The sequence below is a fragment of the Sinorhizobium garamanticum genome (assembly GCF_029892065.1).
In the GTDB taxonomy this organism is placed as follows: domain Bacteria; phylum Pseudomonadota; class Alphaproteobacteria; order Rhizobiales; family Rhizobiaceae; genus Sinorhizobium; species Sinorhizobium garamanticum.
In genome coordinates, this window is sequence record NZ_CP120374.1 from 649266 (window position 1) to 665494 (window position 16229).

General features: G+C 62.0%; 14 protein-coding genes and 1 pseudogene. 7 read left to right on the top strand and 8 right to left on the bottom strand.

The window, feature by feature from the left end; translation table 11 throughout:
• Positions 1-87 precede the first annotated feature (87 nt).
• Positions 88-756, bottom strand: coding sequence for a CBS domain-containing protein (locus PZN02_RS23030; RefSeq protein ID WP_280662968.1), 669 nt, complete (start codon positions 754-756; stop codon positions 88-90).
• Between the two features lie 294 nt (positions 757-1050).
• Here PZN02_RS23030 and PZN02_RS23035 point away from each other — a divergent pair, with 294 nt between their 5' ends.
• Positions 1051-1635 carry a lactate/malate family dehydrogenase gene (locus PZN02_RS23035; RefSeq protein WP_280662969.1) on the top strand — a complete coding sequence of 195 codons (585 nt, stop codon included), beginning with the start codon at positions 1051-1053 and terminating at the stop codon, positions 1633-1635.
• A gap of 41 nt (positions 1636-1676) precedes the next feature.
• On the opposite strand, the gene fabI is transcribed toward PZN02_RS23035, so the two are convergent.
• The 4 genes from fabI to PZN02_RS23055 are packed head-to-tail and all read right to left on the bottom strand — an operon-like array spanning position 1677 to position 6847.
• Complete coding sequence (gene fabI, locus PZN02_RS23040; protein ID WP_280662970.1) at positions 1677-2462, bottom strand: enoyl-ACP reductase FabI; 786 nt, start codon at positions 2460-2462, stop codon at positions 1677-1679.
• Between the two features lie 18 nt (positions 2463-2480).
• Positions 2481-3665 carry an acetate/propionate family kinase gene (locus PZN02_RS23045; protein ID WP_280662971.1) on the bottom strand — a complete coding sequence of 395 codons (1185 nt, stop codon included), beginning with the start codon at positions 3663-3665 and terminating at the stop codon, positions 2481-2483.
• Between the two features lie 3 nt (positions 3666-3668).
• Positions 3669-4622: a phosphate acetyltransferase gene (locus tag PZN02_RS23050; protein WP_280662972.1), complete on the bottom strand. Its 954-nt coding sequence runs from the start codon at positions 4620-4622 to the stop codon at positions 3669-3671.
• A 20-nt stretch (positions 4623-4642) separates the two neighbouring features.
• Positions 4643-6847 (bottom strand): DUF3141 domain-containing protein, encoded by a 2205-nt coding sequence (locus PZN02_RS23055; protein WP_280662973.1) that lies wholly within the window; start codon positions 6845-6847, stop codon positions 4643-4645.
• Positions 6848-7282: 435 nt separating this feature from the next.
• On the opposite strand from PZN02_RS23055, the pseudogene PZN02_RS32275 reads away from it, so the two are divergent.
• Positions 7283-7360, top strand: a pseudogene (locus PZN02_RS32275) (DUF2950 family protein); the annotation flags it as partial.
• A gap of 133 nt (positions 7361-7493) precedes the next feature.
• Entirely contained in the window at positions 7494-8642 is a 1149-nt protein-coding gene (cax, locus tag PZN02_RS23065; RefSeq protein WP_280663241.1) for a calcium/proton exchanger, read from the top strand.
• 134 nt (positions 8643-8776) lie between these two features.
• Here cax and PZN02_RS23070 read toward each other — a convergent pair whose 3' ends face one another.
• The 3 genes from PZN02_RS23070 to PZN02_RS23080 form a co-directional block, all read right to left on the bottom strand.
• Positions 8777-9208 (bottom strand): potassium channel family protein, encoded by a 432-nt coding sequence (locus PZN02_RS23070; protein ID WP_280662975.1) that lies wholly within the window; start codon positions 9206-9208, stop codon positions 8777-8779.
• Between the two features lie 171 nt (positions 9209-9379).
• Entirely contained in the window at positions 9380-10024 is a 645-nt protein-coding gene (locus PZN02_RS23075; protein ID WP_425336346.1) for a helix-turn-helix domain-containing protein, read from the bottom strand.
• A 139-nt stretch (positions 10025-10163) separates the two neighbouring features.
• Positions 10164-10439, bottom strand: a complete 276-nt coding sequence (locus tag PZN02_RS23080; protein ID WP_280662978.1) for a hypothetical protein — start codon at positions 10437-10439, stop codon at positions 10164-10166.
• A gap of 145 nt (positions 10440-10584) precedes the next feature.
• Between PZN02_RS23080 and PZN02_RS23085 the strand changes: the two genes are divergently transcribed.
• The 4 genes from PZN02_RS23085 to PZN02_RS23100 all read left to right on the top strand — a co-directional run bounded on the left by PZN02_RS23085 (position 10585) and on the right by PZN02_RS23100 (position 16222).
• Positions 10585-12336, top strand: coding sequence for a hypothetical protein (locus PZN02_RS23085; RefSeq protein ID WP_280662979.1), 1752 nt, complete (start codon positions 10585-10587; stop codon positions 12334-12336).
• A 438-nt stretch (positions 12337-12774) separates the two neighbouring features.
• A complete protein-coding gene (locus PZN02_RS23090) occupies positions 12775-13272 on the top strand; it encodes a hypothetical protein (protein WP_280662980.1) in 498 nt (165 codons plus the stop codon).
• A gap of 3 nt (positions 13273-13275) precedes the next feature.
• On the top strand, positions 13276-14505 hold the full coding sequence (locus tag PZN02_RS23095) for an HlyD family secretion protein (protein ID WP_280662981.1): 1230 nt from the start codon (positions 13276-13278) through the stop codon (positions 14503-14505).
• Positions 14506-14521: 16 nt separating this feature from the next.
• Positions 14522-16222, top strand: a complete 1701-nt coding sequence (locus tag PZN02_RS23100; RefSeq protein ID WP_280662982.1) for a SulP family inorganic anion transporter — start codon at positions 14522-14524, stop codon at positions 16220-16222.
• Positions 16223-16229 lie beyond the last annotated feature (7 nt).

Here is a 16229-nt window from a genome sequence, read left to right on the forward strand (position 1 = left end):
CGTCAGGAAGGCAGCGCCCAGCCCACAGCCTTCTGAGGAAAGGGTAAGTGCGCGGATCCCGGAGATCCGTGACCGCCCTTCGGTCCTCTACGACTCGTGCTTTGGAAAATGATCCACGACGCCAACGACGCCGCGGACGCTTTCGGCTGCAACGCGCGCCGCCTTCCTGCATTCCTCCGTCGAGACATTCCCCCACAAATGTACCACGCCGCTTGCTACCGTCACCGTTACATCCTGCCCTTCGAGACCGGTGTTCTCGCTTAGGCGGATCATAACGCTGCGACGGATGGCTTCGTCACCGGGCGCCGTTCCATCTGGCTTGGCGGAGATGATCGCCTCGAGAAGATCCGCGCGGCTCACAATGCCGACCACGGCACCAGCTCTCATCACCGGAAGGCGCTTGATGCCGTGCTCCTCCATCAGGTAAGCGACGCGCGCCAGTGACGTGTCCTCGTCGACAGAAACCGGATTACGGCTCATCACATCGGCGACTTTCCACGCGTTGCTCTTGATGTATAGGTTGGCCCTCTCCTCCGGAGATAAGGACTCGTCGACGAGTGTCGCGATGGCTCGATGCCCTAACTCAGTCCTTCGCAACAGGTCACCCTCGGTGATGAGGCCAACGAGTTGCCCTTCATCGTCGATGACCGGGATACCACTGATATGATTGGCGAGCATCACTTCTGCGGCCTGCTTGACGCTGTTGTCCGGCGAGACCTTGATAACTCTTATCTTCATCACGTCTCTGACCAGCATCGCGCGCCAACTCCCAAGTAGAATAGGGCCACAGCCTTGCCTTCCACAAAATAGCTCTCCGGCAACGCTTAGACAACTCAGGCACTCGGCGGGTTGCGTAAGCTTCTCTTGGGCCTAACCAGTCTTCGCAGGTGCCTCTCGTGGCTGCGAGGTTAAATTTCCGCTGGCCAAGAGCCCTCGCCGCGTCGTGGCGGAACGCAAGCGTGGAACGGGCCCCTGACAGCGATGACTGGGGTCTGATCGAAGGGTCAGCTAAAATAGACATCTGGTCTCCATTCAAAGGTGGGATACGGGATGAAAGTCGGTATTGTCGGAACCGGCATGGTGGGCAGTGCGACTGCCTACGCTCTCGGCCTGCGGGGCGTGGCAAGCGAGATTGTGATGGTTGATCTCGATCCAGCTCTCGCCGAGGCACATGCCCTTGATATCGCACATGCGATGCCATTTGCGTCGGCGACGCCGATCGCTCACGGAGACTACGATCGCCTCCGAGATGCCGGTGTCGTCATCATCGCCGCGGGGGTCGGCCAGCGACCCGGCGAGACGCGGACCGACCTGCTGGGTCGCAACGCCGCTGTCTTCCGCACCGTGGTCGGCGAGATTATTCGCTTTTGCCCCAATGCAATTCTGCTTGTCGCATCCAATCCGGTCGACATCATGACCCAAATCGCCACTGTTTATTCGGGGCTGCCGACCCATCGGGTAATCGGTTCGGGTACGATCCTCGATACCGCGCGGTTTCGCAGCCTGCTCGGACTGCTTTTGGACCGGTACCCTCCAGCGCAACTCCTCGCGAAGCCGGTCGAAACGGCTGCCGTGGAGCAGGGACTTGCAGATCGAGAACAGGAGCGCAGCCGTCGCTGCGATACCCGAACCTAGGGCAGGACGCGTCTGGGAACCGCGGGTCGCAACCGGGGGCATCAGTCGATGATGTGATAGCCGCCATCGACGTAGAGCACCTGACCGGTTATGAGCCGCGCCGCGTCGTGGGCGAGAAAGGCGGTTGCCACGCCGACATCATCGATGTCGACGAGCTCGCGCGTCGGCGACTTGATTTTCGTCTTTTCGAGCAGCGCATCGAATTCGGGGATACCCGAAGCGGCGCGGGTCGCAAGAGCCCCGGGCGAGATAGCCTGCACGCGGATACCCTTGGGGCCGAGTTCGGCGGCGATGTAGCGCACGGCGCTTTCGAGCGCGGCCTTGGCGACGCCCATGATGTTGTAGTTCTCCACGACCACCTGTGAGCCGTAGTAGGTCATGGTGAAAAGCGTGCCGCCATTCTTCATCAGCGGTTCGGCGAGATGAGCCATCCGAATGAAGGACCAACAGGATATCTCCATCGTCGTTAGGAACCCCTCGCGCGGAACGTCGGTCACGCGCCCGCCGAGCGTATCCTTCGGCGAAAAGGCGATCGAGTGGACAAGGAAATCGAGCTCTCCCCAGGTCTCGCCGATGCGCTCGAAGACCGCCTCGATCTGGCCGGGAACGGCGACGTCGAGCGGCAGGAAGATCGGCGCTTCGAGCTCGCGTGCCAGCGGCTCCACATAGGGCTTCGCCTTGTCGTTGAGATAGGTGACCGCGACCTCCGCGCCGAAGGCGCGAAATGCACGGGCGCAGCCCCAGGCGATCGAACGGTCGTTGGCAATGCCGACGATGAGGCCCTTGCGGCCTTCGAGGATCTTGGCCTTCACGGCGGGAATGGACATGAGCTCGCCTCCGGTGGATCAATCTGCAGGGGTACGAATGAGCGCCAGCGTATGGCGTGCGATCATCAATTCCTCGTCGGTTGGCAGGACATGGAGCGCGACGCGGCTCTTAGGCGTGGAGATCAGCATGGCGCCGGCCTCGTTCGCCGCCGGGTCGAGTTCGGCGCCGAGCCAGGCGAGACCTTCCACGATGCGGGCGCGGATCGGAGCGGAGTTCTCGCCCACTCCCGCCGTGAAGACGAAGGCATCGATCCCGCCGAGTGCGGCCGCGAGCATCCCTGCGTTGAGCCCGCATCGATAAACGAAATGGTCGATGGCGAGTGCCGCATGCGGATCGTCGCTCGCGAGAAGATCGCGCATGTCGTTCGAGAGGCCGGAGAGCCCCTTGAGCCCGGCGTCGTGGTAGAGGAGGTCCGAGACGGCTTCTGCACTCATGCCTTTCTGGATGATCAGGTAGAGGACGACGCCGGGATCGAGCTGGCCCGGCCGTGTGCCCATCGGCAGGCCGTCGAGTGCCGTGAAGCCCATCGTGCTTTCGATGCTCAGGCCGTCACGCAGGGCGCACATCGAAGCCCCGCTGCCGAGATGGGCGACGATCACCCGGCCCCGGGCCACTTGCGGTGCCACGTCGCGCAGCCGCTCGGCGACGTATTCATAGGAGAGGCCGTGGAAACCGTAGCGCCGCACGCCCTGGTCATAGAAGGCGCGCGGCAGGGCGTAGCAATCCGTATGCTTGGCGTGGCCGCGGTGGAAGGCCGTGTCAAAGCAGGCGACCTGCGGCACGTCCGCGTTGATCTCCATTGCAAGACGGATCGGCGCCAGATTGTTGGGCTGATGCAGGGGTGCGAGATCCTGGTAGCTGGCAAGGCGATCAAGCACCGTGGCATCGATCAGCACGGGCTGCGCATAATCGGGGCCGCCATGCACCACCCGGTGACCGATCGCGTGAAGCTCGAAGCCGTCGAGCGTCCGCAGCCATTCGCGCGCCGCCGCGATTGCCGCCGGAAGGTCGCGAACGGCATCCGCGGCATAGCTTCGGTCGATAAGGGGCGCGCCGTCGCCCGCCTTTGCCAGCAGATGTGGCCGGTTGCCGATACCGCCGATCTGCCCCCGCACCTCGCGCTTGAGGTCCGCGCCAGCGATCCCGAACACCTGGAACTTCAGGCTTGACGAGCCGGCATTGACGACAAGGAGCGCCTCCATGGCTCAGACCGCCACTTGCGGTGCTCGCCGCCGCGCCGCGTAGAGTGCGGCTACGGCGCACGAAGCGAGACGGGTGCGAACCGAGTCCGCTCGCGAGGTGAGCACGATCGGCACCCGCGCGCCGAGGACGATGCCGGCGGCGTCGGCGTGGGCGAGGAAGGTCAGGTTCTTTGCCAGCATGTTCCCGGCCTCGAGGTCCGGCACCACCAGGATCTGGGCGTGGCCGGCTACGGGCGACTTGATACCCTTGATCCGTGCCGCTTCCGGGTCAATCGCATTGTCGAAGGCGAGCGGGCCGTCGAGCAGGCCGCCGGTAATCTGACCGCGCTCGGCCATCTTGCAAAGCGCGGCGGCTTCGATCGTCGAAGGAATCTTCGTCGTCACCGTCTCGACCGCCGAGAGAATGGCAACACGGGGTTCGCCGAGACCGATCGTCACCCATAGATCGATCGCATTCTGCACGATGTCGCGCTTGGCCTCGAGTTCCGGGAAGATGTTGATCGCGGCGTCGGTGATGAAGAGCGTGTCGGCGTGCCCCGGGACATCCATGATGAAGACGTGGCTGATCCGCCGCGCGGTCCTGAGACCGGTAGCGGAAGCGGCGACCTCATGCATCAGTTCGTCGGTATGGAGACTGCCCTTCATCAGGAGCTCGCCCCTGCCCTCACGGATCATTTCCACCGCCTTCGCCGCCGCCGCATGGCTATGGGGTACGTCGATGATCTCCCGCCGACCAAGATCGAGCCGGTGTTCCGCTGCGACGTTGCGGATCTTGGCCTCCGGGCCGACGAGTATCGGTGTGATGAGTCCCGCATCCGCGGCTTCGAGGGCACCGCGCAGCGAGGTCTCGTCACAGGGATGCGCCACGATGGTAACTGCAGGCGCCTCCGCTTGAGCGGCGGCGATCAGGCGGTCATATTTGGACGGCTGGGGCGTCAGTGCAGTCACTTCGGACACGTCGAAAACTCCTTCCTCGATCACGATGCGCCGTGATCGCGAGCGGCCTTGCGCGCGACGATCGGCACCGGTGGTTCGCTGTCGAGACCGAAAAGGGCCGCAACGCGTTGCAGTCTCTCGGCGGCGACGCCCGTCAGGGGACCGGGCGCCTCCAGCACTTGCCGAAGCGCGGCGAAGGCCGCCCGGCGTTCCTTGCTTCCTTCCGGCAGCAGCTTAGGAAGCGCCGCGAGCGCGGCCTCCTCGTCGATCAACAGCATGAAGTATTGCGCGCGCATCAGCGCCTTGAACTCGGCAAGTGTCAATTGCTTGGCTGCGGGATGGGAGCGCCGGAGCCGACGGACCGCCTCGAAGCCGCGCTCGTCGGCACCGCCGCGCGCCATACCGACGAAAAGGAGCGCCCTGGCGAGAGCCTCGCGAAGGCCACCCTCGGGCATCGCGGCCTTGAGCTCAGCGATCCGCGTATCCACGAGCGCCTGATGAAGCAGGCTTTTCGCGGCCTTGCGCGGCGGCCGGGAGGATTTCGTATCGATGCCGAGCGCAGCCTGGAGGGCGGAGGCTCCGTAGATCGTCTGGAAGGTCTGCTCCGAAAGATGCTCGGCCGCCCGACGCCAGGCCTCCAGACCGTCGACGATCTGACGAGACGCGGTTCCCTGCAGCGCCAGGAACGGGTTGTCCGAGGCGGTCGGCTTACGGTTTTCACGGACATGCTCTGCGCCGGCATCTATCCACGCCATGAAGGGGTTGCTGGAGCCGAACAGTTCATACTGGAGACGCAGCGGATGCATGCGTCGCATCGCCTCGGCCATCGGCAGTGTCGCCATAGCCCTGATCGCGGGCTGCAGATAGGTGCGGTAAAGCGCCAGGTTGATCTCCGAGACCTTCGCCGCGGCAGCGAAGCGGCGCTCGTCCTCCAAATCGTTGCCGCCGAGCGCGCGGATATCGTCAAGCGTGCGCGCCTCGCAACGCATGACCCATTCGCCAGCCACGAGGTCCCGCCCCTCGGCAACATCGCTGGCCGGCTTCAGCACCGCCTCGTAAAGGCCGGGCGGCAGCACATCGATCAGGTCGATGTTGGAGGCAAACTCGTCGTGCTCCTTCCGGGCGACGCCGGCCGAAACGAAGATACCGAGGTGCCCGATCTTCTCGTGAACGGTGTAGACGATGGTCTGGCCGTGTGCGCGGATTTCGTCAACGCTGTCGTAAAGATCCAGAATCCAGTCGAGCGCCTGTTGCGGTGGGGTGATATTGTCACCCTTGGAGCAGAATACGACGATCGGCGAGCGGATGTTGCGCAGATCGACGGCGGTGCCGTCGGAGGTGCGTATCTCGCCTGTGGCGAGCTTGTTGCCAATGAAGAGTTCGTCGACGATGAACTGCATCTCCTCGGCGTTGAGCGTCACATGCCCTCCCCACCAGCGTTCGAAGCCGAGATAGCGATCCGCCTCCGTGTCAATCTTCGAATAGAGATTGTACTGCTTGGTCCAGAGCGTGTTGGCGGGATTCTGGTTCTCGAAGTTCTGCACCAGCCAGGCACCGTCGAATATGCCGGCGCCGAGATCGCTGGCGAGCGCCGTGAGCCAACTGCCGCCCAGCAGGCCTCCCGAATAGCGCATCGGATACTGCCCCTTCACGCCGGCCCAGTAGGAAAGAGGGGAGCCTGCAATGATGATCGGGCCGAAGAGTTCCGGGCGGAGCGCAGCAAGCATCATCACAGCCCAACCCGCCTGACAATTGCCGATCACGCATGGCTTGCCGTCGGCGCCGGGATGGCGGGTAATCACGGTTTCGAGGAACACTGCTTCGGCACGGGCGATATCCTCGATCGTCTGGCCTGGGACCGGCTCGGGAAGAAACCCGATGAAATAGCAAGGGTGGCCGGCCTTCAGTGCAACGCCGATTTCGCTGTCGGCCTTGAACCCGCCGATGCCCGGTCCATGACCCGCGCGCGGATCGACAACGACAAAGGGCCGCTTCAACGGGTCGACCACGATGCCTTTGGGCGGAACGATGCGCACGAGCGCGTAATTCACCGGCCGGGCGAGCGTGCGGCCGTCCAGAAGGAGTTCTGCCTCGTAGTTGAGCACGTGGGGCGCGACGCGCGCGGTGTGTTCCTCGTACTGTTCCGCACGCTGCCGCATGATGTCGAGAAACAGGACCGAACGCTGCCAGGCATCGATCGAATAGGCGAAGACGTCTGCGAATGTCGGGATGGTGGGCTGAGGCATAAAAATCTACTCCTCGGCTTGACCGAAGTTCGGTCCCAATCTCTGATCGCATATAAAGCAATGCTGCCTGCCGAGCATTGATCTCCATCAAAAGCAACCGAATCGGACTGAACGGCAACCGGAGGGCCTCGAAATGCGTGGCTAATAAACTGGCTCACATGGGGGCTTGTGGCCGTCCCGTGTCCTTTGATTGTGATCAATGCCAGCCGCATGTTTTTGCGTATCATCCTATTTGAACAATCAGTCGTGACCTTTCCTGCTTGCTTGGGAATTAAGCGTTTTCGCCGCGGCAATTGAATTCTCGCCCGGCCTTTAGAAGGGGGAGCGCAGAGATGGAACAATTGTGCTGCGGTCAACCAATTGCCGCCGTTCATCACCGCACCGGGGCAGACGGACATCCTTTTCAATGTGATGAACGTCTTTGTCCTGTCCTGCATCGCCTACGAACGCGATCTCGGCCCGAGCACCGAGGCGATCGTGCCGTTCATCGACCGCTTCGATCCGGACGACGAGCGTGGTCGCCGATTAGAGGAGGATGAGGGGCGCATTCGCCTTGAGTTGACGCGCATCAATGCGCTGCAAGCAGTGTAGCCGCAGTTTCATGGGCGCATTCTGCGGCGTGCGCCTGAGACCGGAGGACGATCCGATTCGCGATTTCCACGATAGACGCTCCATTGTGCCGCCGCCATCCGCGGCCAACGCTGCAAGGGCCGCTCTGAGTGAGCTTCGGCGAACCCCTCTCCTTGTGCTTATCCTCTTCGTTCCCGCCGTCATTCTCCTGGAGCAAGTGTCGCCCGAGGCGCACACCTTGCTGTTCTTCCTGTCGGTCGCAGCGATCGTGCCGCTCGCGGCACTGCTGAGCCGCGCGACCGAGGCCGTCGCGGCGAAATTGGGCGACACCCTCGGCGCCTTGCTCAACGCCACGCTCGGCAATCTGACCGAACTCGTGATTTCGCTCGCGGCCCTGCATGCGGGCCAACATCTATTGGTCAAGGCGTCGATTGCGGGCGCGATTGTCACCAATACGCTGTTCATGCTTGGCGGCGCGTTTCTCGTCGGCGGTCTCAAGCATCACCTGCAGGAGTTCAACAGGGTTAGCGCACGCTTTCAGGCTAGCCTGTTGTTCCTTGCCACGATCGCCATTCTGGTCCCCTCCCTGATCAGCGAAGTGGACCGCGTCCCTGCCGGCACCTTCTCACAGCAACTGAGCTTGGGTCTCTCGCTGCTCCTCATCGCCGTCTATGGCCTTGGCATGCTGTTCTCCCTGAAGACGCACCGGGAGCTTTTCGCCAGCGGCGGCCATGTCGACGAGGATGAGAAACCGTGGCCGCTTGCGGTCGGGATCGTTGTGTTGGTTGGCGTCACGCTCTTCGTCGCGATGGTCAGTGAGATCTTCGTCGGCTCAGTACAGGTCGCTGCTCAACGTCTCGGGATGACGCCTGCCTTCGTCGGGTTCATCGTCGTAGCCTTAGTGGGCGGAGCTGCGGAAATGACAACCGCTTTCTCGGCGGCGCGCGCCAATCGCCTCGATCTCAGCGTCGGCATCGCATTGGGCAGCGCCGCGCAGATCGCGCTTTTCGTCGCCCCGGTCCTAGTGCTCGTCAGCTACTTTGTTGGTCCGGAGCCGATGTCCCTGCAGTTCTGGCCCGGAGCGGTCGCAATGATGCTGATCGCAACGATGGCCGCAACGCTCTTGTCTAACGGTGGGCGCGCAGCTTGGTATGCCGGCGTCATGGCGTTGGCGGTCTATGCCATTTTCGGGCTCACGCTGTTTCTCTTGCCGCCATCGGCGTGAGTTCGCAGGCATCCGCCACTCACGGTCTTGGCCCCTAAAGCGCTTCGCGTTCAAATGTATTTCACGCACCGCGCTTTATGTCTTTGTTTTCATGTCGTCATCCAAAACCGCTGCGCACTTTTGGGCGACATGCATTAGTCCTGCCCGGGTGTCCTCGTGAAGTACAAACGCTGGATCACGGCCATCATCAGAGCCGTTGCCCATCCGAAGATGATCCAGCCATTGACGGCCTCGAAAGTGGCAACCTGGCGCCAGTCTCTGCCGAGAACGATGTCGCCATAGCCAACCGTCGTGAAGGTGACGGTCGAGAAGTAGAGCGCCTCTTCAAAGTTTGGCAGCGCCTGCGCAAGATAGTAGAAGGTTGCCCAGAGCACGACATCAAGCGCGATTGGAGCGATCAGGTAGATTATCCAGACGACGGTCACCAGCATCGGGTAGCGCAGCAGCAAGTCTCGGCGTTCTTTTTCCAACCTGCGAAAAACACCAAGTCCGGCGGACATGAAAGATGCTTGAACGGCGACTGTTGCCGCAATGAGACCACACGCTATGGCCAGCCGAAATAGCACCCACGCCTCCACCACGGCGGATCGACCAGAACGCGCTATTGCCGCCACCGGCAATGTAGCAAAGACTGCCTGATCGGTGAATAGTGTCGTCAGGGGGCGCTAAGTTCCGCCTGGCCCGTTGCCAAAAAGTGCCTTCCGCCCCTGCAGCACAAAGATCGATATTGGGCATCACTAAAGACACAAGTTCTGAAGCGCGCGATACTCAAGGATCTCGATGCCGCGAGCACCGAGCAAGTTGATAATGCGCTTGTTCTTCAGCTTCGTAAGCGAACGCGAAACGGTCTCGATCGTCAACCCGAGATAGTCGGCGACATCGACGCGGGGCATGGATAGTTCGAGCCTATACGAATGACCCGAACGATCGGACATTTCGAGTAGGAATGCCGCGACTCTTTCGACGGCGCTTTGGCGGCCAATGACCAATTGGTGTTCCTGAGCAGACAAGAAGTTCTCCAACACCGCCGGCAACAAACCCTGCCAGATAAGCGGATCCTCGTGGAGGCTGACGCTCTTTACACCAGTGACACCTATCGCTTCTGCGTTGGAGCGGTGCAGGTCCTCATTTTGCAGACCGAACCAGTTTCCTCCGAAATGGAATGCAAGAATTTGTCGTCGGCCGTTCGCAAGCACGCGGTACACGCGAACAGCCCCGAATTCTACCCGGTAGGCCTGACCGGCCCTTTCCCCGGAAGAGTAAATGCATTGTCCGTTGACGAAGCTGCTGATCGGCATCGACTCGACTTGCCCCTGCGTGAGCGGCCCCATGGGGACGGCACCTATGAACCTCCCCGGAGAAGCCAATATTGACGTATGCATTATTCGACTCCCAAGACTGTGCCCCTTGCCTTACAAGGATCCTGATCCAGTGGACCTTCCTTGTATTCTGCGGGCTGAACAGCGAGCAGACCGTTCGGGCGTCGGCTCCGACGTCCAGGCAAAGCGCCAAACTTTCTAGTTAGATGAGACCTTTCGCCGGCCCGAGCGCTTGCTCAATCTCTGCCGCCAGACTGTCTACCAAGCTCCTGAACTCCGCGCGGCGCTCCTCGCGTACATGAAAAGGAAGCTGATCGGCGTGAGCAAGCGCGTTTTCAGCGGCTGCGAAGTCCTCACACATCCCCCTGAAGCTCTCGTCGCGGATCGACAACTCCCTGATCTGCAACGTGCGTGCCGGAAACCGCCGCAAGGCCGCTGCCAGGCCGTGTTCCTCGTCACTCCCTGATCGCGCGTTCATTTCGCTCCGCCTCCGAATTCGAAATGAAATACAACTATAATTGATCTCTGTAATATATATTGCGCTTTGCCCGGGTGGGGACGTAAGATACGGGAGCTTACAGTACCGCTGGACACAAGCTTGCGTTGTGTTGATGGGGGCGGACATGGTAGCAGACCAGGGGGGCGTCCGGGTCGAACCGACAACTGCTCTACCCACCGACGCGGAAATCCTTGCACAACTCGATCGAATTCGGTTCAGCACCGAGTTCGATGCGCCGGACCGTGCCCGCAAGTTCCTGGCCTACGTGATTGAGGAGACCGTTGCAGGTCGGGCCGACCGTATAAAGGCGTATTCGATAGCAACCGAGGTCTTCGGTAGAGACTCCTCTTTCGACGCTCAAACTGATCCAGCCGTGCGGATTGAAGCGGGCCGTATTCGTCGCGCGCTCGAACGCTACTATCTCGTGTCGGGCCGCAACGACCCGATCATGATCAGGATACCGAAAGGCGCCTACGTGCCAACGTTCGAAAGGCGCGTCGACACGCAGAGCGCGGCTGACCTCGGCCCCTCTGTAAGCGCCAGATCGGATCCTTCCGTTCAACATTTTCGACGACGGATTTGGTTCGGAATTGCGGCGCTTGCTTTAGCCCTTGGCGGCCTGGCAGCAAGTGCTCTTCTTCGCCATGATGTCACTGCAGAGAGCGGCACGAATACCGGCCGCGTTCGGCCCAACATCCCGAAGCTGGTTGTCGCTCCGTTTGAGGACCTCTCCGGAACATCGCAATCGGCGATGATAACGCGGGGACTCGCTGACGAGGTTGTCAGCAAAATCGCCAGGTTCAAGGAGATCATCGTCGTCACCCGCGAAAACCCCGATGACTCGTCGGACACCGACGACGGACCGGCCTATGCGCTGGAGGGGCGGGTCCGGATCGATGGCGAAAGGCTTCGGCTTGGGATAAGACTTGTACTACTGTCCGACGGGTCGGTGATGTGGACAAACAACTATGACGAGAGCTTAGCAACGCATAAAATCATCGAACTGCAAGAGAAGGCCGCCGCCGCCGTGGCGACCGCTGTGGCACAACCCTATGGCGTTGTTTTCCAGGCGAATGCCACGCAGTTCACGCAGTCAATTCCGGACGATTGGGAAGCATATGCGTGCACCTTGGCCTACTATGGTTATCGCAGCGATTTGAACCCGCAAACGCATGCGTCCGTTCAGGAATGCCTTCAGCATGCGACCCGCCAATTTCCGAACTACGCTACGGCTTGGGCGCTTCTGTCAATGACCTATATCGACGAGCTCCGTTTCCGGTATCGCCTTGATCAGTCGTCCCCGGTGTCGTTGGAGCGGGCGATCGAGGCAGCGGTACGCGCTGTGGAACTGGATCCCCAGGACGTGCGCGCCCTGCAAGCACAGATGCTCACTCTTTTCTTCCGGGGCGAAGTTGATGCTGCCTTGGCGGTGGGGGCGCGCGCGTTTGCCATCAATCCTAACGACACTGAACTCGCCGGCGAATATGGTTTCCGGCTTGCCCTGTCGGGTCAATGGCGTCCCGGTTGCGAGCTCTTATCGGAAACCGTCGCGCGGAACCCAGGCCCGGTAGGATATTTCGAGGCGGCCTTGGCGGTCTGCGCCTATATCAGAGGCGATTACGTGGCCGCTGAGCGATGGGCGCACTTGGCCGACCTTCGCGCCAATCCGATTTATCGCGTCATATTGCTTGCCATTCTTGGGAAGCTCGGCAAGTCGGACCAGGCACACGAAGAACAGAAATGGCTGGAAACGAACGCACCAGGCTTCCTCGAGAACATCCGAAAGGAGGTCGCTTTGCGAATTCGTCGTCCAGAGGACCAGCAGCACTTCATCGAAGGTTTGCGCGAGGCGGGCATATCGGTCCCCGAAAATTGAGTCTGAACAAGCCTCTGCCGCAACGCCGCGTCGCTCAGGTGCAGTTTCGGCGGCCATTGAACTGAAGGACGCCGTCTCCCGCATGCTCCGCCTCGAGCGTGGCGGCAAGTGCGCCTCATGCAACGCACTCTTGCAGATGGTACGCCGCCTGCGGCCACGTTGCAGTAACATACCGTAGCATACGTCATTCGACGTTCACCATCCGTGCGTCTCCTCTTACAGATGCCATCGAGGCAGTTCACCATCGAGGTAATCGAGCGACCGTGTCACGTGTCGACATTGACTGCGATCAATGCCAGCGGGGCACATTTCGCGTATCATTATATTTGAATAATCAAGATGATCTGTCCCGAGCTCTCTCTTTTTCTACTTTGGAATTCAGCGCTTTCGTCTAGCAATTGAGTTCACGGCCGGCCTTCAGCAAAGAGGAGCGCAGAGATGGAAGAGTCGTTGCATCCGGCCGCAGTTGACCATTTGCCACCTTTCATCACCGCGCCGGGGCAGACGGACGTCCTGTTCAACGTGATGATCGTCTTCGTCCTGTTGCTAATCTTCCTGATCGGTATCCTGTACCTGCGGCTGCACGCGCTGCCCGAACACATGGCACATGGCGCCAGCAAAGTGCAGTTGCAGATTGTCGGCGCTTTGGCGCTGATCGCGCTCTTCACCCACAATCATCTGTTCTGGATCGCCGCCCTGCTGCTCGCCATGATCGAATTCCCGGATTTTTCATCCCCGGTCAGATCGATGGCCCGTTCGCTGTCGAAGATTGCCGGTCGCGACGAGGAGACGGACGAGGCAGGAACAAATGCGATCGAACCAGCGGCGAGGCCACTCGATCCCCAACCAAGCAAGCCGCCACCGGACCCGCCGCAATGGGCGCCGATCGAGATGACGCCCGCCACGGGGCACGAAAAGGTGGAGCGGAGGGGCTGAACCATGCTGGAATTCCTGATCTGCTCGCTGCTTACCATCTTTCCTGACTACCTGTTCCGCCGCTATGTCCAGGGCAAGCGCATCGGTCGCGAAATCAATCTCTATTCAATGTGGTTCGAGCTGCGCTACGGTATCACCGCCTGCGTGATCCTCACCGTGTCGCTGATCACGATGATCTTCTACTTCCACCCCTCGACCACCAACGTCACCGCCGTGTTCCGTACCGTCACGATTTTGCCCGAGGCGAATGGCCGCGTGGCCGAGGTCTATGTCGACCTCAACGAGAAGGTTGCGGCCGGCACCCCGCTCTTCCGCCTCGACAACACAGAGCAGCAGGCCGCGCTCGAGACTGCCCGCCGGCGCGTGGCCGAAATCGACGCCGAGACGACCGTCGCCCACACGGAGCTCGCGTCTGCCGACGGCCTCATCGCACAGGCGGAGGGCGCTTACCTCCAGGCGCTGAACGAGCTTGAGACGCAGGTCGAATTGAACCAGCGCAACCCCAACATTGTCGCGAAGCGGGAAATCGAGCGGCTGCAGGTCGCCGCCGACGGTCGCAAAGGCGCGCTCGATGCCGCCGTTTCGAACAAGCAGACGCTGGAGACGAAGATCGCCTCGCTGCTGCCGGCGCAGAAGGCTAGCGCCGAGGCGGCACTCGCCCAGGCTCAGGTCGACTTGGACAAGACGACGGTGCGTGCCGGCGTTGCCGGCACCGTGCAGCAATTTACCCTTCGGCCTGGCGACATCGTCAATCCGATGATCCGCACCGCCGGCATCCTCGTGCCCGATCAGCGCCGCATCGGACTGATCGCCGGCTTCGGCCAGATCGAGGCGCAGGTGATGAAGGCCGGAATGATCGCCGAGGCGACCTGCATCGGCAAGCCCTTCACCATCATCCCGATGGTCGTTACCGAGGTGCAGGACGTCATCGCCGCTGGCCAGTATCGGCCAACGGACCTGCTCGTCGACGCCCAGCAACTGGCACGCCCCGGCACACTGACGGCTTATCTGGAGCCGCTCTATCAGAGTCAGTTCAGCGGCATTCCGCCGGGAAGCAGTTGCATCGCCAACGCCTATACCAGCAATCATGACGCGCTCCATGAACCCGGCATCAGCACGCCACGCTGGCTGTACCTACATGTCATCGACGCCGTCGGGCTGGTGCACGCGGCGATCCTCCGGCTGCAGGCGCTGCTCTTGCCCGTCCAGACGCTCGTCCTTACAGGTCACTGATCCGGAGGCAACCGGCATGGGGCTGACCCTTCCTCGCCTACCGCTGCTTGCGAACCTTGCCGGCTACCGGGCGAGTTGGCTGCGCAGCGATGTCTCCGCCGGGCTCGCGATCGCCGCGGTCGGCTTGCCGAGCGCCATCGCCTATCCGGCCATCGCCGGCCTGCCGCCGGAGACTGGCCTTTACGCCAGCATCACACCCTTGATCGCCTATGCCCTCGTCGGTCCCTCGCAACGCCTGATCGTCGGGCCGGACGCCGCGACCATGACCGTGCTGGCTGCGGTGCTTGCCACGGTCTATGCGGTGCCTGGCGTCACCGCGGATCGGGTCACGGTGGCGGCGTTGCTGGCGCTCGCAGTCGGCGCGCTGTGTCTGATCGCCCGCGCGGTGCGGCTCGGCGTGCTCGCGACCTTTCTGTCGCGGCCGATCCTGATCGGCTTCTTCGCCGGCATCTCGCTTTCGATCCTGATCGGTCAGATAGATCGGGTCACCGGCATCGACATCGAGGCTGATGGCCTAATCGCTCCAATCCTCGAACTTATCGCCAAGGCGGCCGCGATCCACTGGCCGTCGCTCGCATTGGCGGCCGCGTCATTCGCGCTGCTGCAGGCAGCGCGCATCATGCAATCGCCCATACCCGGGCCGGTACTGGTTGTCGCGCTGTCCGTGCTCTTGTCCGCCCTTTTCGATTTCGAAGGGCACGGCATCGCCGTCGTCGGCGACATCCCCGATGGCCTGCCGTCGTTGACGCTGCCGTCGATCGCGGGCCTCCCCTTCCAGTCGCTCCTGCTCGGCGCCGGCGCCATCTTTCTGGTGAGCTTCGGCTCCGGCATCATCGCCGCCCGCAGCTTCGGGGCCAAGGGCGGCTACCTGGTCGATCCCAACCGCGAACTCGAAGGCTTCGGCGCGGCGAACATCGCTGCCGGGCTGTTCGGGACTTTTCCCGTCACTGCTTCAGACTCGCGCACGGCAGTGAACTTCAGCGTCGGCGGCCGGTCGCAGATCGCGAGCATCGTGGCGGCCGCGGCCCTGATGGCGGTTCTCCTGTACTTCGGCGATGTGCTGCGCATCCTGCCGATCCCGACGCTCGGCGCGGTGCTGGTCGCAACCGCGCTCAGCCTCATCGATATTTCCGCACTCAAGGAGATCTGGCGTATCAGCCGCATCGAATTCGTCTTCGCGCTGATCGCGATGTCCGGGCCGATCAGCTTCGGCGTTCTGGAAGGCGTGGTCACAGCAATCGCCGCAACGCTGGTCTACGTATTGCACAAGACCATGTTTCCGCGCGACGCCCTGCTCGGCCGGCTCGTCGGCCGTGACGGCTTCTACAAGCTCCACCGCAACCCGGCGGCGCGGCCGGTGCCCGGCCTTGCCGTCTTCATGGTCCAGGGCAGCCTGCTGTTCTTCAACACCGACTATGTCCGCCAACGCCTGCGCGCCGTCACCGACGCGCTGCCCGCCGATACCCGCTGGTTTGTCATGGACGCGAGCGCCATCGCCCAGATCGACAGTTCCGCAGCCGCCATGCTCGATGAGGTTCACGACGATCTCGGCAGGCGCGGCATCGCGCTTGCGATCGCCGAGCTGCATTTCGAAGCGCGCGAAATCCTCGAACGAGCCGGCGTGATCGCGAAGATCGGCCCCACGATGATCTTCGAGGATCTCGATGACGCGCTGGACGCCTTCGAGAAAAGCGCTGCGGAAACAGCCGCGCCGTAGTGCCGTC